Source organism: Candidatus Limnocylindria bacterium (genome assembly GCA_036523395.1).
Classification (GTDB): Bacteria; Chloroflexota; Limnocylindria; order P2-11E; family P2-11E; genus CF-39.
Map to the genome: position 1 here is coordinate 25,463 of DATDEH010000010.1, position 17,238 is coordinate 42,700.

Annotated in this window: 21 protein-coding genes; 16 read left to right on the forward strand and 5 right to left on the reverse strand. The window is 67.4% G+C overall.

Annotated elements, in window-relative coordinates:
* Positions 1–44: 44 nt before the first annotated feature.
* Positions 45–284, forward strand: coding sequence for a hypothetical protein (locus VI056_01395; protein ID HEY6201673.1), 240 nt, complete (start codon positions 45–47; stop codon positions 282–284).
* Here VI056_01395 and VI056_01400 read toward each other — a convergent pair whose 3' ends face one another.
* Complete coding sequence (locus VI056_01400; protein ID HEY6201674.1) at positions 285–860, reverse strand: LuxR C-terminal-related transcriptional regulator; 576 nt, start codon at positions 858–860, stop codon at positions 285–287.
* A 138-nt stretch (positions 861–998) separates the two neighbouring features.
* On the opposite strand from VI056_01400, the gene VI056_01405 reads away from it, so the two are divergent.
* The 7 genes from VI056_01405 to VI056_01435 all read left to right on the forward strand — a co-directional run bounded on the left by VI056_01405 (position 999) and on the right by VI056_01435 (position 7,564).
* Complete coding sequence (locus VI056_01405; protein ID HEY6201675.1) at positions 999–1,646, forward strand: response regulator transcription factor; 648 nt, start codon at positions 999–1,001, stop codon at positions 1,644–1,646.
* 74 nt (positions 1,647–1,720) lie between these two features.
* Positions 1,721–2,572, forward strand: a complete 852-nt coding sequence (locus tag VI056_01410) for a trypsin-like peptidase domain-containing protein (GenBank protein HEY6201676.1) — start codon at positions 1,721–1,723, stop codon at positions 2,570–2,572.
* Between the two features lie 13 nt (positions 2,573–2,585).
* Complete coding sequence (locus tag VI056_01415) at positions 2,586–3,581, forward strand: MoxR family ATPase (GenBank protein HEY6201677.1); 996 nt, start codon at positions 2,586–2,588, stop codon at positions 3,579–3,581.
* Positions 3,565–4,485, forward strand: coding sequence for a DUF58 domain-containing protein (locus VI056_01420; GenBank protein HEY6201678.1), 921 nt, complete (start codon positions 3,565–3,567; stop codon positions 4,483–4,485). Before VI056_01415 ends, VI056_01420 begins: the two co-directional genes overlap by 17 nt.
* Positions 4,482–5,510, forward strand: a complete 1,029-nt coding sequence (locus VI056_01425) for a VWA domain-containing protein (protein ID HEY6201679.1) — start codon at positions 4,482–4,484, stop codon at positions 5,508–5,510. Before VI056_01420 ends, VI056_01425 begins: the two co-directional genes overlap by 4 nt.
* Before the next feature lie 181 nt (positions 5,511–5,691).
* Positions 5,692–7,035: a dipeptidase gene (locus VI056_01430; protein ID HEY6201680.1), complete on the forward strand. Its 1,344-nt coding sequence runs from the start codon at positions 5,692–5,694 to the stop codon at positions 7,033–7,035.
* 10 nt (positions 7,036–7,045) lie between these two features.
* Positions 7,046–7,564: a YetF domain-containing protein gene (locus VI056_01435; protein ID HEY6201681.1), complete on the forward strand. Its 519-nt coding sequence runs from the start codon at positions 7,046–7,048 to the stop codon at positions 7,562–7,564.
* A gap of 14 nt (positions 7,565–7,578) precedes the next feature.
* Here VI056_01435 and VI056_01440 read toward each other — a convergent pair whose 3' ends face one another.
* Positions 7,579–8,883 (reverse strand): hypothetical protein, encoded by a 1,305-nt coding sequence (locus tag VI056_01440; protein ID HEY6201682.1) that lies wholly within the window; start codon positions 8,881–8,883, stop codon positions 7,579–7,581.
* Between the two features lie 72 nt (positions 8,884–8,955).
* Here VI056_01440 and VI056_01445 point away from each other — a divergent pair, with 72 nt between their 5' ends.
* The 5 genes from VI056_01445 to VI056_01465 all read left to right on the forward strand — a co-directional run bounded on the left by VI056_01445 (position 8,956) and on the right by VI056_01465 (position 12,792).
* Positions 8,956–10,389, forward strand: coding sequence for a malic enzyme-like NAD(P)-binding protein (locus VI056_01445; GenBank protein ID HEY6201683.1), 1,434 nt, complete (start codon positions 8,956–8,958; stop codon positions 10,387–10,389).
* Positions 10,389–11,006: an FMN-binding negative transcriptional regulator gene (locus tag VI056_01450; protein ID HEY6201684.1), complete on the forward strand. Its 618-nt coding sequence runs from the start codon at positions 10,389–10,391 to the stop codon at positions 11,004–11,006. Before VI056_01445 ends, VI056_01450 begins: the two co-directional genes overlap by 1 nt.
* 44 nt (positions 11,007–11,050) lie before the next feature.
* Positions 11,051–11,623, forward strand: coding sequence for a LysE family translocator (locus tag VI056_01455; GenBank protein ID HEY6201685.1), 573 nt, complete (start codon positions 11,051–11,053; stop codon positions 11,621–11,623).
* Between the two features lie 228 nt (positions 11,624–11,851).
* Entirely contained in the window at positions 11,852–12,364 is a 513-nt protein-coding gene (locus VI056_01460) for a hypothetical protein (protein ID HEY6201686.1), read from the forward strand.
* Between the two features lie 14 nt (positions 12,365–12,378).
* The gene (locus VI056_01465; protein HEY6201687.1) at positions 12,379–12,792 is read left to right on the forward strand and encodes a hypothetical protein; all 414 of its coding nucleotides are present in this window, start codon (positions 12,379–12,381) and stop codon (positions 12,790–12,792) included.
* 37 nt (positions 12,793–12,829) lie between these two features.
* Here the strand turns inward: VI056_01465 and VI056_01470 are convergent, their stop codons facing one another.
* Positions 12,830–13,258, reverse strand: a complete 429-nt coding sequence (locus tag VI056_01470) for a helix-turn-helix transcriptional regulator (GenBank protein HEY6201688.1) — start codon at positions 13,256–13,258, stop codon at positions 12,830–12,832.
* 64 nt (positions 13,259–13,322) lie between these two features.
* Between VI056_01470 and VI056_01475 the strand changes: the two genes are divergently transcribed.
* Together VI056_01475 and VI056_01480 are read left to right on the forward strand one after the other, a co-directional pair.
* Positions 13,323–13,469: a hypothetical protein gene (locus VI056_01475; GenBank protein HEY6201689.1), complete on the forward strand. Its 147-nt coding sequence runs from the start codon at positions 13,323–13,325 to the stop codon at positions 13,467–13,469.
* The gene (locus tag VI056_01480) at positions 13,470–14,156 is read left to right on the forward strand and encodes a TerC family protein (protein HEY6201690.1); all 687 of its coding nucleotides are present in this window, start codon (positions 13,470–13,472) and stop codon (positions 14,154–14,156) included.
* On the opposite strand, the gene VI056_01485 is transcribed toward VI056_01480, so the two are convergent.
* Entirely contained in the window at positions 14,157–15,116 is a 960-nt protein-coding gene (locus VI056_01485) for a pirin family protein (protein HEY6201691.1), read from the reverse strand.
* A 40-nt stretch (positions 15,117–15,156) separates the two neighbouring features.
* On the reverse strand, positions 15,157–15,348 hold the full coding sequence (locus VI056_01490) for a hypothetical protein (GenBank protein ID HEY6201692.1): 192 nt from the start codon (positions 15,346–15,348) through the stop codon (positions 15,157–15,159).
* 52 nt (positions 15,349–15,400) lie between these two features.
* On the opposite strand from VI056_01490, the gene typA reads away from it, so the two are divergent.
* Positions 15,401–17,236: a translational GTPase TypA gene (gene typA, locus VI056_01495; GenBank protein ID HEY6201693.1), complete on the forward strand. Its 1,836-nt coding sequence runs from the start codon at positions 15,401–15,403 to the stop codon at positions 17,234–17,236.
* Positions 17,237–17,238: the final 2 nt, after the last annotated feature.

Below are 17,238 nucleotides of genomic sequence, written 5' to 3' on the forward strand. Positions count from 1 at the left end.
TGAGGGCGTGGCGACCCAGTGTCGCGATAGCGGGGAGGGGAACCATGGCAAAGGGTGGATTGGTCCACTTCATATGCATTGCCGATGCCCACGCGACGCGCGAGACCAGGTCGTCATCCGACACGCTGACCGTCGTCTCCAACCAGTGGGCGTACTGCGCGTTCGATGCCCGCGCCGAAGGCCACGAGTGGCAGGAGACCGAGGGCGTGACGTTCGAAGAGCTGCGATCGGGCCTTACGCGCAGCCGACTCTCCAAGCTTCCGGCCGAGGATCGCAGCCGCTAGTCAGCTGCCCGGCCCGCGGACCCGGTGGAAGACGACCAGCGCTCCACCTCCTGGGCCCTCGAACTCGACCATCTCCGCCGTCGCGTGCCACCAGCTGCCTTTGCGCGGCCCGCTCGCCAGCTTGAACCGGATCGACGCCGGCTTGCCGCGGGCGGCACGCGCGAGCGGTGTCGCGTCCGCGGGCAGCTTGACACCACGCTCGTCCTGATAGAGCGCGGCCGCGAACGTCCGCTGGAACGCCGGATTCGCGAGAAGCACCCGGCCGTCGCGGTCGACGACCACGGCGGGATCCTTCCCGACGAGCGACCCAAGCAGCTTCGCGCGGGTCCGCAGGGCATCGCGCCGTTCCTGCTGCGCGAGACGCTCGAGCTCGCGCACCGCTGTGGAGCGTTCGTCGATCTCCTGGTTCAGTGCCGCTACCGCGAGACCCGCTCGGCTCTCGACGCGGAACTTGAGGAACAACCGCGAGATGTGCGCTTTGACAGCCTGCTCGCCGATCCCCATCTCCTCGGCGATCGCCTTGTTCGCCATACCCGCGACGACGCGTTGAAGCACCTCGCGTTCACGTGGGGTGATGTCGGGTAAAGAGCTTCGTGACGCTACGTTCGTATACGGACCTTTTGTGGCCTTTCGTTACGGACCATCAAGCGAGTCTAGTAAGGGCAACCAATCATGACTGTTATTCAGAATCGCACGCCCTTCCAGGTTGCCCTGGTGGTGCGGCCACCCCTGACGGGCGTGGTCACGCTGGCGCTGACGCATATCCGCGCCGTTCCGCTCGAGACGCAGATCTCTGAGGTCGGCAAGGCAGGCTGCGATTTCGCTGTCCTGGACGAGGCCGCCGCCGACGGTGGGCTCAAGGACGCGATCGCTGAGATGAACAAATCGAACAAGCCGGTCCTGGTCCTTGTACGCAACCACGGCATGCAGGGAGCGCTGAACGCGATCGGCCTGGGTGCCACCGAGATCCTGCGCGTGCCATTCGATCCCGCTGAGCTGGTGATCCGCGCGAGCCAGGCGATCCACCGCACGACCGGCCACCTTCCCGATCTCGATAACGACGTGAAGATCGGAAAGCTGCACGTCGACGTGACCAACGGCCACATCGCCATGAACGGCAGCGCCCCGCATCTCACCCCGCTCGAGCGCGGGCTGCTCTACGTGCTCATCGCGAACGCCGGCCGCGTCGTGTCCCGTGAGGACATCATCGACGTCGTCTGGGGCGCCGACGCTGAGCCGAACAGCAACTTGGTGGACCGCCACATCCGGGACCTGCGCCGCAAGCTTCAGGACGACTGGCGCCGGCCGAACGTCCTCGCCACGATGCGCGGCCAGGGCTACATGGTGCCGATCACCGACTGACGGCAGTAGCACCGCCGTCCTTGACCAACTCATAGATTGAGCGCCGAGACCCGGGCCTAGACTGGGTCGACCGTATGACGCTGTCGAGGTCCGATCGACCCTACGGTCAGTTCCCGCGAGGGGCCGAGCCGGAGCCCGCTCCGGCGCCCGAGACCCCGCGGCACATCCCGTTGCGCGAGCGCATCATCGCGCGGCTCCGCGCGCCGCTCGCTCTTTTGTCACTGCTCCTGCTCAGCTGGTTCCTTGTTTCCGCCGTCCACACCGGCGGACTCGCCGCGCTACGCGCGCAGCAGGAGCAGCCGACTCCAGCGCCGACACCGCAGCTCGCGGCGGCCATCTATCAGCATGTCGCGCCGTCGGTCGTGCAGGTCACGGCGAACGGCGCGAGCGGGGAGCCCAGCAGCGGCGCCGGCGTGATCGTTGATGACATGGCCGAGATCCTCACCAGCCTGCACATCATTGATGGGGCCACCGGGATCACGGTGAAGTTCAACGATGGCACGAGCTCCGCCGCTCAGGTCGTCGCGCGTCTTCCCGATCGCGACATCGCGGTGCTGCGGGCGCTCGCGCCTCCGGCCCGGTTCCAACCGGCGACGATGGGGAATCCAGGCCGGCTCTCCGTCGGAGATCCCGCTTTCGTCATCGGCCATCCCTTCGGACTGACCAGCTCGCTCTCGACCGGCGTCATCTCCGGTCTGGATCGCGCGATGAACGCGCCGGGGCTGTCGCAGCCCATCACTGGTCTCATCCAGTTCGACGCGGCGGTGAATCCTGGGAACTCGGGCGGGCCGCTGGTGGATCTACATGGCGATGTTGTGGGTATCGTCACAGGGCTGGTGAACCCAGCGGGTAAGGTGTTCAGCGGGGTGGGCTTCGCGGTCACCATTGACTCGGCGGCGGCCGGGCTCGGCATCCCACCGGATTAGAGGAAGGAAGGCCATGACGACCAGTGTTCGTCCCGGCAGTCAGATGGAGCGCCTGCTCTTCGAGATCAAGAAGGTGATCGTTGGGCAGGACCATCTGCTCGAGCGCATCGTCGTCGCCCTGCTCGCGCGTGGCCACCTTCTCGTCGAGGGCGTGCCCGGTCTTGCGAAGACCCTCGCCGTGAAGACCGTCGCCCAATCGATCAGTGGCGAGTTCAAGCGGATCCAGTTCACCCCGGACCTCGTGCCCGCCGACCTCGTCGGCACTCGCATCTACAACCAGAAGAACGGCGAGTTCCAGACCTCGCTCGGTCCGGTCTTCACCAACCTGCTCCTCGCGGACGAGATCAACCGTGCGCCGGCGAAAGTGCAGAGCGCGCTCCTCGAGGTGATGCAGGAGCGGCAGGTCACGATCGGGCGCGAGACGCACAAGGTGCCGGATCCGTTCCTCGTCATGGCGACGCAGAACCCGATCGAGACCGAGGGCACGTACGCGCTGCCCGAGGCGCAGGTCGACCGCTTCATGATGAAAGTCCTCATCACATATCCGAGCGAGATGGACGAATTCGTCGTCGTCGAGCGCATGACAGGCCCGCTCGCCACGGTGCAGCCGGTCCTCACCACGGAGCAGCTCATCGGGCTGCAGCGCGAGGCCGATAAGGTCTTTGTCGACCCGGTGCTGATGGAGTACGTCGTCCGCCTCGTGACCGCGACGCGGTCTCCGAAGGAGTACGGCGTCCAGGACATCGCGAAATACATCACGTACGGCGCGAGCCCACGTGCTTCGATCAACATCGTTCTCACCGCGCGCGCTCTCGCCTTCATGCGCGGGCGCAACTACGTTCTCGCGCAGGACGTCTCGGACATGGCGGTCGACGTGCTTCGGCACCGCATCGTTCTCTCGTACGAAGCGCTCTCCGACGACGTGACATCCGACACGCTCATCGGAAAGGTCATGGAGCGCATCCCGGTGCCGACCGCGCCGATGCAGGGTCATGCTCTCGTCCGTTAGCACGCCGGAGCGCACGCTCCGCCGTCTCGACTGGACGGTCGTCCGACGCTTGGACGGTCTGCTGCAGGGCAACTACCGGACGTTGTTCCGCGGCCAGGGCCTCGACCTCGCGGACATCCGCGAGTACGTACCCGGTGACGATGTGCGCAATATCGATTGGAACGTCACCGCGCGGCTCGACCTCCCGCATGTCCGTGAGTACCTCGAAGACCGCGAGATCACCGCGCACTTCCTCCTCGATCTGTCGCCCTCGGTCGACTTCGGCACGCAGGCCGCGCTGAAACGCGACCTGCTCGTCGACTTCGTCGGTCTCATCGCGCGCCTGCTCACGCGACATGGCAACCGCGTGGGCGCGATCCTGTACGGGAAGCACGTGGAGAAGATGGTCCCCGCGCGTGGCGGTCGGATGCAGGTCCTGCGGCTGATCGACGAGCTCCAGCGGCGACCGCGTCTCGAGAGCTCGCCGGCGACATCTCTCGCCGAGCTCATCGAGACGGCCCTCCGCTCGATCAAGCGGCGATCGCTCGTGTTCATCGTCTCCGACTTCTTCACCATGCCGGGCTGGGAGAAGCCGCTCGGTCTGCTCGCGCAGCGTCACGAGACGCTCGCGATCCGCCTCACCGACCCGCGCGAGCGCGAGCTCCCGGACATCGGATTCGTGATCATGACGGACTCCGAGACCGGCGAGGCGCTCCACGTCGACACGCACGACGCGCGCTTCCGCAAACGCTTTGCCGAGGTCGTGGAAAAACGCGAGCGAGAGCTGGGCGCAACGTTCCGGCGGGCCGGCGTGGACACGCTCGAGCTTTCGACGGAAGAGGACCTCGTACGTACGGTCGTGCGCTTCGCGGCGACGCGCAAGCTGCGCCGCGCGCGCCACCGCGCGATGGGGCGAGCGTCGTGACCTTCCTCTTCCCGGTCGGCCTCTGGCTCACGCTCATCGTGCCGATCCTCATCGCCCTCTACGTCTGGGCGCAGCGCCGCCGCCAGAAGTACGCGCTGCGGTACGCGAGCCTCTCGCTTGTGAAGGAGGCGATGGGCCGCGGCCCGGGCATCCGCCGCCATATCCCACCCGCACTCTTCATCGCCGCGATGTTCTTCATGACCGCCGCGCTCGCCCGTCCGGTGATGGTCGTCGTCGCGCCTGCGCAGGAGGGCACGGTGATCCTCGCGATCGACGTGTCCGGAAGCATGCAGGCGGAGGACCTCAAGCCCAATCGCATGGAGGCCGCGAAGGAAGCCGCGAAAGCGTTCGTCGCGCGCCAGGGCGAGGACGTCTCGGTCGGCATCGTGTCGTTCTCGGGCGACGCGTCGCTCGTGCAGTCACCCACGACCGACAAGGACCTCGTGATGAAGGCGATCGACCGTCTGCGGCCGCAGCGCGCGACCGCGATCGGCCGCGGCATCCTGACCTCGCTCGACGCGATCTTCGAGAACGACGAGGAGATCCCGCCGAGCGTCCAGGCGTTGAAGGCGCTCGAGCAGAGCGGCGGTCAGGCGCGTCCGGCGGCCACGCCGCCGCCCGGTGGCACGCTCAACGCGCCCGCGACGATCATCCTTCTGTCGGACGGACAGAACAATCAGTTCCCCGCGCCGCTGCAGATCATCGATGCGGCGATCAGCCGCGGCATTCGCGTGTACACGGTCGGCGTCGGCAGCGCAGAAGGAACGATCCTCCGCCTGCAGGGTCGTCAGATCCGCACGCGCCTTGATGAGGCGACGCTGAAGCAGATCGCTGCGATGACCGACGCCGAGTACTTCAACGCCTCGAACGCCGCCGACCTGCGCTCCGTGTACGAGAAGCTCTCGACCCAGCTTGTGCTGCGTCAGCAGAAGACGGAAGTGACGGCATACCTCACCGCACTCGCCGCGGTGCTCTCGATCGTCGCGGGGGGGTTGTCGTTGCTCTGGTTCAACCGCCTGCCGTAGCTGTCCACCTGAGCAACGAGTCAGCGGACGCGCACCCTCGCTCGCTGCTGGCTACGCCGGCCCGCTGGTCGCGGAGCGCGCCCGTTCGGGCCGGCTGGGCGCAGACGCTCGCTCGGATGGCGCGCCCGCTGGCTCGTTGCCAATCAGTCCTCTAAGTCCGTTCCTGGTCAATAATCCCCGCGTGACGACTATTCCCGCCGCTGATCTCCGCTCGCGAGTGCATGAGCTCATGCCGCAGGTGAGAGCGGATCTCGAGCGACTCGTTCGCATCCCTTCGGTGAGTGCGGATGGGCACGATCCGGCTCCACTCGTGAGATCGGCGGAGCTTGTCGCCGAATTGCTGCGTGCGGTCGGCGCCGACACGAAGGTGCTGCGCGCCGCTGGCGGACACCCTGCGGTCGTCGGGTACTTCAAGGCACCGCCCGGGAAACCCACGGTCCTCCTCTATGCGCATCACGACGTTCAGCCACCGGGTCCCGATTCGGAATGGAAGACGCCGCCGTTCGCTCCGACGGAGCGCGACGGTCGCCTTTACGGACGCGGCGCCGCCGACGACAAGGCCGGCGTGCTCGCGCACATTGCAGCGCTGCGTGCATACGACGGCAAGCCGCCGGTGGGCGTCGCCGTGTTCATCGAAGGCGAGGAAGAGGCCGGGTCGGAGCGGCTACGCGGATATCTCGAGGGTGAGGCCGATCGGCTCCGCTGCGACGCGGTCGTCGTCGCCGACGGTGGCAACTGGCGCATCGGCGCGCCGGCGATCACGACGACGCTGCGCGGAGTCGTCGCGTGCGTCGTCGAGGTGCGCGTGCTCGACAAGGCTGTCCACAGCGGCGGCTTCGGTGGGCCACTTCCTGACGCGCTCACGACGCTCGCCCGCCTTCTCGCAACGCTTCACGACGCCAAGGGCAATGTCGCCGTCGAAGGGCTCGTCCGTGGGAAGGCGCCGCCACTCGACCTCACCGAGGCGGAGCTTCGCGAGCAGGCTGGCGCGCGAAAGAGCGTGAAGCTCATCGGCGACGGTGGGCTTACCGACCGCATGTGGACGATGCCCGCGATCTCGGTGCTCGCGCTCGACGCGCCGGCGGTGCATGACGCCGTGAATCAGCTCGTGCCCGTCGCGCGCGCGAAGGTGAGCATGCGGATCCCGCCGGGACAGGACGCGACAAAGGCGCTCGACGCGCTCGTGAAGCACCTCGAGAAGAACGTTCCGTGGGGCGCCGAGCTGAACATCGAGCGTCATCCGGTCGGCGAGCCGTTCGCGACGAAGACGGGCGGCCCCGCATACCGCGCGATGCATGCGGCGCTGTCCGAGGCGTGGGGTGCGAAGGCCGTCGACGTCGGCTCGGGCGGGAGCATTCCGTTCCTATTCGACTTCGCTGAGCTGTTCCCCAAGGCGGAGATCCTGGTGACGGGCGTCGACGATCCGCAGTCGGGCCCACATGGACCGGACGAGGGCCTCCATCTCGCGGAGTTCGAGCGCGTCTGCCTGGCGGAGACGTTGTTCCTATCTAAGCTCGCGGGCTAGCCGTCGCCGGATGTTCGACTTGAGCGTCCCGCTCTGGGAGATCGTCCTTCGGACGATGGTCGTGTATGCGACGGTGCTCGCTCTGCTGCGCCTCGGCGGGAAGCGCGAGCTCGGTACGATGAGCCCGGCGGACCTCGTCGTGATCCTCATCATCGCGAACGCGGTGCAGAACGCGATGAACGGTGGGGACGTATCACTCATCGGTGGTCTCGTGTCGGCGGCAACACTGGTCGGCGGGAATCTCTTGCTCGGTCGCTTCGGCCGAAACATCCCGATCCTCGGGCGGCTGGTCTACGAAGAGCCGACGCTACTCTTACAGGACGGTGAGCCCATCACGGAGAACCTGAAACACGAGCATGTCGATGTTGCCGAGGTGGAGATGGCCGCCCGCGAGCACGGCATCTCGGACCTCAACGAGGTCGCTGCAGCCATCCTTGAGATCGACGGATCGATCAGCATCATCCCCAAGAAGGGCGGCGGCTACCACAGGTCGCATCGCCGATTCAAGCAGGTGCGCGAGAAGACCTAGCGGCGATGGGACTTCTACCGCACGTACGCGGCGCGGAAATCCTCGAAGCTTGCGTAGAACGCATCCGGGCTCTGACCGAACGCTCCCGTGAACGCCGACTGCCACGCTTCGCCGCGGCCGACGCGCGCGCAGAACGTGCGCAGCGCGAGTGGGGCGTTCGCAGCGAGCATCCGATCGACCGCGAGGTAGCCGACCGCGAATGGGTTCGAGTCCGCGGGCCAGGCGGTCTCCAGCGACCGCAGCGTCACATACCGAGCGTTCCGGAGCTGACGTTTGATGAACAGGTCCATGTTCGCGGCGGGGATGAGGCCCGCGTCGACGAGCGACCGGTACGCGAGCGACTCCGCCATGCCTTCCGAGAGCCAGCGCGGGCCGAGCATGCAGGCCCGGCCGCCCAGTGCGTATTGCCAGGTGTGCACGTACTCGTGCGCCGCGAGCTCCTTGCGCTCCGTCGACGCGGTCCAGGTGTCGGACGCCGCGGCCGAAGGCGTCGCCCAGGCGCTGTTGCTCGTAAGGATGTCGAACGACGGCCCGGCGGTGATACAGCAGAACTGCTCGCTGCCGTTCCCGACGCTGACGTTGACGGTGATCGCATTCGTGCGATCGCCACCAACGCTCGCCGCGAGATACGCGCCGGCGCGCGCGACGCCTTCGTGCACCTCGGCGATGGCGGATGCATCGACGCTGTCGCCGATCGTGTACGTGACACCCGCCGGTGATGGTGGCGTGGGTCGTGGTGCCGAGCCGTCGGGGTTCAGCACGGTGACGAGCCAGAAGACGCCGTAGTCCTCCATCCACGTCGCGCCTTCGATGAGCGGGCGGATCCCGAGCCGGTAGGTACCGGGCAGGGACGGCGCCTGCACGCTGAACTGGAACCACGCGATCTGACCGGGGCCGACGTACGCCGCTGGCTGCACGGCGAGGCGGTTGTAACGTGGCCAGCCCGTCGCCGGCGAGCCGCGCGCGCCGTCGCCGCCGACGATGCTCGGCTGGTCCTGTCCCGGTTCCTGGTCCCATGTTCCGAGGTAGGCGACCTGACCGAGGCGGCCGGACACCCAGCCCGCCGAGCCGGAGTTGAAATACGCGACGACCGCGGTCGCGCGCGCGCCGGCGCAGAGGCTCATGTATCCGGACTGCCCGTACCAGGACGCGTGGAAACCCGGGATGCCACTGGCGACACGCGCCGGCGGTGCGATGCCGGGGCCGACCGAGCCGGCACACGTCAAGCCTGCCGGCGCGAGACCAGTCACGGCCCCAGGCGCGGGGCCCGCGGCCGCAAGTGACGCCATGAGCGTGACCACGGCAACAGCTAGTCCCATCACCAATGCAACTCTGCGCCTCGAGTGCCGTGATGGGAACGCCGCGTGCGTGAGGCCGCTACGCTGACAGGCGTGCCCGATTCGCCGCCGCGCGCCGTGTTGAGCCCCGCGTTCCGGCTCGTATTCCGCCTCGAGATCGCGAATCGACCGGGTATGTTCGCGAACGTCGCGATGGTCATTGGCGAGCGGGGCTGCAGTCTCGGAGCGATCGATCTCGTGGAGGCAACGCCCGCCGTCCACGTCCGGGACGTCACAGTCGACTGTCCGGACGAGCCGACCGGTGCGCAGCTGCAGGAGGACCTCCGCCGCATCGAGGGGGTCCGAGTGCGCAACGTCTCCGACCGCGCCTTCCTCATGCATCTCGGCGGGAAGATCGAGACGAAGGGACGCGTGAGCGTGCGCACACGCGACGACCTGTCGCTCGTGTACACGCCCGGCGTCGCGCGGATCTGCCGCGCGATCGCCGACGACCCCGACAAGGTCTGGCGCCTGACGATCCGGCAGAACTGCGTCGCGATCGTGAGCGATGGCTCGGCCGTCCTGGGCCTCGGCAACATCGGACCGGAGGCCGCGCTGCCCGTGATGGAGGGCAAGTCACTCCTGTTCGCGGATCTCGCCGGCATCACCGCGTTCCCGCTTTGTCTCGCGACGCAGGATCCCGACGAGATCGTGCGGACCGTGGTGAACGTGGCGCCGGTATTCGGCGGCATCAACCTTGAGGACATCGCGGCTCCCGCCTGCTTCGTGGTCGAGCGCAAGCTTCGAGAACGGCTCGACATCCCTGTCTTTCACGACGACCAGCACGGAACCGCCATCGTCGTGCTCGCGGGACTCCAGAACGCCGCGGCCGTTGTGCGTCGTCCTCTGGCGGAGCTGCGCGTCGTCATCGCGGGCGCGGGCGCCGCTGGGATAGCGACAGCGCGCTTGCTGCGTCTCGCGGGAGTCAGCGACATCACCCTGTGCGACCGGCACGGCATCGTTCACGCGAAGCGCGATGATCTGAACGAGGAGAAACGCGACGTGGTGACGATGCTCGCGACGACGCGTCGGGGGTCGCTGGAAGACGCTCTCGCCGGCGCGAACGTGTTCATCGGGCTGTCCGGCCCGCGGATCGTCTCGCTCGCCGCTCTGCGCACGATGGGACGGCCGCGCATCGTCTTCGCGCTCGCGAATCCGGATCCGGAGATCGACCCGCTCGACGCCGCCCCGGAGGTCGACGTGCTCGCTACAGGGCGCAGCGATTACCCAAATCAGGTGAACAACGTGCTCGCGTTCCCCGGCGTCTTCCGCGGTCTGCTCGATGCCCGCGCGCGAGGTGTCTCGGCCGAGGTCGAGCTCGCCGCGGCGGAAGCGCTCGCCGGCACGGTCCCGCCGCAGGTGCGATCGGCCGAATACATCCTGCCCTCGGTGTTCGATCGTGACGTCGTGCCCGCCGTCGCGAAAGCCGTCGCGGCCGCCACGCGTGACGCCGGTCTCTCGCGAAAGAGCGCGACGCCGGACTCGTAGTGCTCATCCATCGCCACGACGCCGCGCTGAGCGACGCCGAGTGGCGTGCGTTCCTCGCCGACCATGACTTCGGCGAGCTCGTCGTGCCGGGCGTCGGTCGCGATCTGCCGATCGTCGTGCCGACCCACTTCGTGTATGACGGCGACAAGACGGTCTGGCTCCACCTCGCGCAGCCGAATCCGGTGTGGGAGGCGCTGGCGGAGCGCCCGCGCGCTCTTCTTTCGGTCTTCGGCGCATACACCTACATCCCGGGCCATTGGAACCAGGATGAGTACGGGGTGCCGACGTCCTACTACGCGGCGGTGCAGCTCGCGTGCGACGTCGAGGTGCTCGATGATCCCGCGCAGATCGCCGCGATCCTCGAGCGCCAGCTCGCGCACTTCCAGCCAGAGGGCAAGCACGCGCCGGTCGAGCCAGGCGACAACCGGTATGGAAAGCTGCTCGGATCGATCCGCGGCATCCGGCTCTCGGTGACCGACGTGCGCGCCAAGTTCAAGTTCGGGGCGAACCGCACCGTCGAGCATCGGCTGGCGGTGGCCGCGAAGCTCGCGGAGCGCGGGCGACCGCTCGACCTCGAGGCGCGCGGGAACGTCATGCGTCGGATCGAGGGCCGCTGACGCTCGACCCGCTCTTCCTCGCCGGGCTCGCGGTCCTGGCGCTGCTGACGGTCTCTCCCGGAGCGGACATGGCGCTCGTCGCGAAGATCACGCTCGAGCGCGGCCGCCGCGCCGCGTTGGTCGCGTCGATCGGGATCTGTTCGGGCCTGCTCGTCCATGCGACCGCTTCGGCGCTGGGGCTGTCCGTGATCCTCGCGACCTCTGCGGAGGCGTTCACGACCGTGAAGCTCGTGGGCGCGGCATACCTGGCGTATCTCGGAGTGCAGGCGCTTCGCAGCTCCTTCCGTCATGACGAGGCTGATGTGCCGCCGGCGCGCCGCGGTGCCAATCCGTTTCTGCAGGGCGTGTTCAGCAACGTGCTCAACCCGAAGGTCGCGGTCTTCTACCTGACCTTCCTGCCGCAATTCATGTCGCCGGGGGATGACGTGCTCCTTCGCTCGCTCGCGTTCGCGCTCGCGCACAGCGTCATGGGCATCATCTGGCTCTCGGCCTACGCGTATGTGCTCTCACGCATCAGCGCTGTGCTCGGAGGCGCGGGCGTGCGACGCTGGCTCGAACGCGTTACCGGCGGCGTGTTGATCGCGCTTGGCGCGCGCCTCGCGCTGGAGCGGCGCTAGGTGGCGGCGAGGGCGAGAAATAGTTGATCAGCGATCACGCCTTATTCGGCGTGACAAAGGGGCGATGATTACGGCCAACTCCTGAGAGGAGCGCCACGGTCCGAAGGGCCCCCCGCTGCGGGTCCTTCGGCGGGGACACCGTGCCAAAGGAGAGTGGGCGCGGGATCCGACCGCGCGGAGCATCCGTCCGGATCCGTCCGCGACCGCGGACAGAAGGAAGGAAGCCAAATGGAACTGACCTCACGCGAACTGTGGACGGTCATCCACGGCATGGTGCTGGGCACGACGTTCCTGCTCGCGTTCGCCGGTGGCCTGGCCGGCCTGTACAGCCTGCGGCCTGAGCTCGTGACGATCACAGGCATCCGCGAGCGCCTCCCACGTCTCAACATCGGGACCGCCGTCATGGCCCTCGTGGCCTGGCTCACGGTCTTCACCGGAACGTGGCTCGTCTACCCCTGGTACCGGAGCGCTGATCCCAGCAGTCCACGATCTCTGCTTCTAGCCGACCCCACGAAGGCCGAATGGCACACGTTCGGTATGGAGTGGAAGGAGCACGTCGCCTGGTTCGCACCGATCATCGCCACGGTCGTCGCCTACGCCGTCTTCTACTACGGACCACGTCTGGCAAGAGAGCCAGGAATGCGTAGGGTCCTCATGGCGCTGTTCATCATCGCCTTCGCAGCAGCCGGGGTGGCGGGTCTCTTCGGCGCCTTCATCAACAAGGCCGCCCCGATCACGTGAGGAGGGAAGAAGAGATGACCACGATCACAAAGACACCGTCCGTCGGCAACGAGCAATACAGTAGGTCCGTCGACGCGATGGAGATCGCCAAGCCCAACGGACCGGTGCTCGGCGCCCTTCTGGGAGCCGGCGTCGGCTCGTTCGTTCTCGGCGTGTTTACGACGCTGGCGCAAGCGCACTCGGGCTTCAAAGCGCTCATGGACATCGACAAGAACCTGGGGTGGGCCGTCGGCGTCGGACCGCTCTCCGGTAAGTCGATCTACGCGGTGGCCGCATTCCTGTTGACTTGGGCCATCGCGGCGTTCGTCATGCGCGGCAAGAACTACGACTCCCGGCGGTTCTACATCGCGACGTTCGTCCTGATCGGGCTCGGTTTCATCGGGACGTTCCCCCTGTTTTTCGAGAACTTCCCGGTCCTACTGAAGTAGCCCGATCTCTGAGATGCCGGGTGTGTCCCAGCAAGGGTCACACCCGGCCCTTCACTCTCCTAGGTCGCTTGGAAGTACTTCGTGCCGCCGAGCCCCGAAGGATCAAGAGATCGCGCAGCTCGAGTAGTCGCGAGCGCAGCCACTCGCGCTCGTTACCGGCGAGCTGCGCGAGCGACACCGCGAGGAGCGCGATCTCATCCGCCTCGAGACCCATGACGACCTCGCCTTCGGCGGGATAGCCCGCCGCCGCGAGCAGCGCCGCGGCCGGGAGACCGAGAGCTTTGCCCAGACGTGCGAACACCGCGGCGCGCGGCTGTTCGATGCGACCGGCCTCGAGCTCGGAGATCGCGCTGCGCGAGACGCCGACTTGCTCGGCAAGTTCGCCCTGCGTGAGACGAAGACGCTCGCGGTTAGCGCGCACCAGCCGAGCGAGCGGGGGAGCGGGTGCGAGCGCGCGCGTCGGCATGTCAGAAAACTTACCGCATGTCGCCACAGCGACAGACGCGCTCACCTCGCGACAGTATACTGTCATGGTGGTCCACCCGATCGAGGCACGCCTTGTCGATCACGTGGAGCTCGCGACGCCGCTCGAGGCCGCTGGGTACGTCGCCGCGATGCTCCTCTGGCTCGCCGGCGTCACCTTCGTCGTCATCCGCAAGCTCCGCATGTCGCGCTAGATGCTCGAGACGCTGCAGGCGATCCTCGCGATCGCACTGATCGACCTCGCCCTCTCCGGCGACAACGCGCTGGTCATCGGGATGGCCGCGCGCGGACTTCCCAAGCGTCAGCGCCGGCGCGCGATCATCTTCGGCGGACTGGGGGCGGTCGTCCTGCGGATCGCCGCGGCCTCGGTCGTGACCCTGCTCCTCGCGGTCCCCTATCTGCAGTTCATCGCTTCGATCGCGCTTCTGGTGATCGCCTACCGGCTCGTGCGGCCGTCGACCGCACGCCACGGGCCATCGGTGCGCGAGGCCACGAGCCTACCGGAGGCGATCACGACGATCCTCATCGCCGACGCGGCGATGAGCCTGGAGAACGTTCTGGGAGTCGGAGCGGCCGCGCACGGGAGCATTCCACTCCTCGTCTTCGGCCTCGCGCTCTCGATCCCGATCGTGCTCTTCGGCAGCGGCCTGGTCGTGAATCTCCTCGACCGATTCCCACAGGGCATCTGGCTCGGGGCATTCGCGCTGATCTGGACCGCTGCGGAGATGATGGTCGACGAGCCGGCGCTGAATATCCGTGAGGCCCTCCCCTTCTCGGCCGAGGCCGTGCTCGCCGTCGTGTTCCTGCTGGTCATCGTCGCGGCGCATGGTGCGCTGCACCCGCGTAGCCGCCGCCACCCGGTCGCCGATCCCGGCGAATAGCTACCTTCCCGCGGAAGTGGGCGGGATGACTCCCATGCGGCCGGCGCGGTAGTCCGCGATGGCCTGGATGATCTCCTCGCGAGTGTTCATCACGAACGGTCCATAGAACGCGATCGTCTCGCGGATGGGCCGCCCACCAAGCACCAGGATCTCGAGGCGCGGCGCGCGGCTGGTCTGCTGTTCGTCGGCCGCCATCGCGACTGCATCGCCCGGCCCGAAGATGGCCAGCTGACCTTCGCGCACGGCGACCTCCCCGATGCCTGCAGTGCCTCGTCCGGACATGACGTATGCCAGCGCGTTGAAGTCACGCGGCCACGGCAGCTCGAGGCGCGCGCCCGCGGCGATGCTCGCATGCGCGTACACGATCGGCGTGTGCGTGAGGCCCGGGCCGGCATGACCCCCGAGATCGCCGGCGATCAGACGCACCAGGGACGCGCCGTCGTGCGAAGAGAGCAGGCGCACGTCGCCGGCGCGGATGTCCTGATAGCGCGGCGGGCTCCATTTCTTGTCGGCCGGAAGGTTCACCCACAGCTGTGTGCCGTGGAAGAGACCGCCCTTGACTAGCAGTTGGTGCGTCGGCATCTCGGAGTGGACGATGCCGGCGCCCGCGGTCATCCACTGCGTCGCTCCGTCGGTGATGACGCCACCGCCGCCGGTCGAGTCCTTGTGCTCGATCGCGCCGTCCATGATGTACGTCACGGTCTCGAAGCCCCGATGCGGATGATCGGGCGCGCCTTTCGCCTCACCCGGCGAGTACTCGACCGCGCCGAGATGGTCGAAAAGAAGGAATGGATCGGTCAGGTTCGGGTCGATCCCTGGGAAGGGGCGGCGCACCTGGAAGCCCTCGCCCTCTAGGGTGACGACCGCATCGACCACGCCGAGCACGGGCCGCACCGCGGCGGCGAGATCGGGCCGCTCGATGCGGGGCAGCGCGAGAGTGTCAGCTTCGACCGCAGGCATCGCTCACTGCAACTGCCCGCGGACCAGCCTCATTCCCGACTCACGAGGACGCCGGCCGGTATGCGGCCCACAGCAGCACGCCCGATGCGAACAGCAGCACCGCGCCGATGGCTGCCCACACGATCTGCCCGGTCATGAACGAGCCGGGGAGCACGCCGATGCCCTGAAGTATCCAAACGATGCCAGTCAGGTCGCAGAAGATCGCGAGGGAGGTGAGAATGGCTCGGCGCATCTAACGCACGATAGACTCATTACATGTCCCCATGTCGAGGCCTCGCGTAGCCATGCGCAGGGCCGATATCCGCAACATCGCGATCATCGCGCACGTCGACCACGGGAAGACGACGCTGGTCGACGCCATGCTGCGCCAGAGCCACATCTTTCGTGACAACCAGCAGGTCGCCGAGCGTGTCATGGACTCGAACGACCTCGAGCGGGAGCGCGGCATCACGATCATGGCGAAGAACACCGCCGTCATGTACCGCGGGACGAAGATCAACATCGTCGACACACCCGGACACGCCGATTTCGGCGGCGAGGTCGAGCGGGTCATGAACATGGTCGACGGCGTCCTGCTCCTCGTGGACGCCGTTGACGGGCCGATGCCGCAGACGAAGTTCGTGCTGCGGCAGGCGCTGCGGCGCGGTCACCGCGCGATCGTCGTCATCAACAAGATCGACCGTCCGAACGCGCGTCCGGTGCACGTGCTGAACGAGACCTTCGATCTGTTCCTCGACCTCGGGGCGGCCAACGAGCAGGCGGAGTTCGCGACCGTCTACACCAACGCGATCACGGGCACCGCCAGCACCGACCACCGCCACGTCGGCACGACGCTTGAGCCATTGTTCGAGGCGATCCTCGAGACCATACCCGCACCTGATGTCGACGCCGACGCGCCGGCGCAGCTGCTCGTGACGACCACCTCGTACGACGACTACAAGGGCAGGATCGCTGTCGGGAGACTGCAGAGCGGCGTGCTGCGGAAAGCCCAGCCGGTCATGCGCATCGACCACTCCGGCGCGCTCACGCCCGCGCGCGTCACGCAGCTCTTCACGTTCCAGGGTCTGGCGCGCGAGGAAGTCGATGAGGCGAGAGCCGGAGACATCGTCGCGGTCGCCGGCGTTCCCGACGTGGGCATCGGCGACACGATCGCCGACGCGATCGACCCTCGGCCCCTTCCACCGATCCGCGTGGAGGAGCCGACACTCCGGATGACGTTCGCGGTCAATACGAGTCCCTTCGCGGGGCGTGAGGGCACCCACGTCACGAGCCGAAAGCTGCGCGAGCGCCTCTACGCCGAGCTCGAGCGCGATGTCGCGCTCCGCGTCGCCGACACCGATAGCCCAGACACGCTCGTGGTGAGCGGCCGCGGCGAGCTGCACCTCGCCATCCTCATCGAGACGCTGCGGCGCGAGGGCTACGAGTTCCAGGTTTCGCGCCCAGAGGTCATCTACAAGGACGAAGGCGGCGAGCGCCTCGAGCCCTACGAGCAGCTCGAGGTCGAGGTGGCGCAGGACGTCCTCGGTCCGGTCGTCGAGCTCGCGGGCCGGCGTCGCGGAGCCCTCGTCGACATGAAGTACCGCGAGGACGGCAGCGCGCACTGCGTGTACAAGATCCCCACCCGCGGTCTGCTCGGCTTCCGTCAGGCGTTCCTCACGAACACGCGCGGCAAGGGCGTGATGAACACGCTCTTCGCGGGCTACGGCCCCTACGCCGGCGTCATCGAGTCGCGCGACCTCGGTTCGCTGATCGCTTTCGAAGCAGGCACGACCACTACATTCGGCCTGAACCAGGCTCAGGAGCGCGGCCAGCTCTTCATCGGTCCCGGCATCGACGTGTACGAGGGCATGGTGGTCGGCGAGCACATCCGCGACCGCGATCTCGAGGTGAACGTGGTGCGCAAGAAGCACCTTACGAACATGCGAAGCAGCAACTCGGACATCGCCGCGAAGCTCGATGGCCTGCGCGAGCTCTCGCTCGACGACGCGGTCGAATTCCTGGCCGATGACGAGCTGCTCGAGGTCACGCCGGTCGCCTATCGGATCCGCAAGCGTCTGCTCGCGAAACAGGACCGCGACCGCCTCGCGGGGCAGCGAAAGAAACAAGCCGCCGCCGTCTGAAC

Coding starts and splice junctions, on each gene's coding strand:
- typA (HEY6201693.1), top strand. CDS start 15,401: ATGCGCAGGGCCGATATCCGCAACATCGCGATCATCGCGCACGTCGAC.
- VI056_01485 (HEY6201691.1), bottom strand. CDS start 15,116: ATGCCTGCGGTCGAAGCTGACACTCTCGCGCTGCCCCGCATCGAGCGG.
- VI056_01420 (HEY6201678.1), top strand. CDS start 3,565: ATGCTCTCGTCCGTTAGCACGCCGGAGCGCACGCTCCGCCGTCTCGAC.
- VI056_01490 (HEY6201692.1), bottom strand. CDS start 15,348: ATGCGCCGAGCCATTCTCACCTCCCTCGCGATCTTCTGCGACCTGACT.
- VI056_01465 (HEY6201687.1), top strand. CDS start 12,379: ATGACCACGATCACAAAGACACCGTCCGTCGGCAACGAGCAATACAGT.
- VI056_01470 (HEY6201688.1), bottom strand. CDS start 13,258: ATGCCGACGCGCGCGCTCGCACCCGCTCCCCCGCTCGCTCGGCTGGTG.
- VI056_01415 (HEY6201677.1), top strand. CDS start 2,586: ATGACGACCAGTGTTCGTCCCGGCAGTCAGATGGAGCGCCTGCTCTTC.
- VI056_01435 (HEY6201681.1), top strand. CDS start 7,046: ATGTTCGACTTGAGCGTCCCGCTCTGGGAGATCGTCCTTCGGACGATG.
- VI056_01480 (HEY6201690.1), top strand. CDS start 13,470: ATGCTCGAGACGCTGCAGGCGATCCTCGCGATCGCACTGATCGACCTC.
- VI056_01410 (HEY6201676.1), top strand. CDS start 1,721: ATGACGCTGTCGAGGTCCGATCGACCCTACGGTCAGTTCCCGCGAGGG.
- VI056_01395 (HEY6201673.1), top strand. CDS start 45: ATGGCAAAGGGTGGATTGGTCCACTTCATATGCATTGCCGATGCCCAC.
- VI056_01460 (HEY6201686.1), top strand. CDS start 11,852: ATGGAACTGACCTCACGCGAACTGTGGACGGTCATCCACGGCATGGTG.
- VI056_01440 (HEY6201682.1), bottom strand. CDS start 8,883: ATGGGACTAGCTGTTGCCGTGGTCACGCTCATGGCGTCACTTGCGGCC.
- VI056_01475 (HEY6201689.1), top strand. CDS start 13,323: ATGGTGGTCCACCCGATCGAGGCACGCCTTGTCGATCACGTGGAGCTC.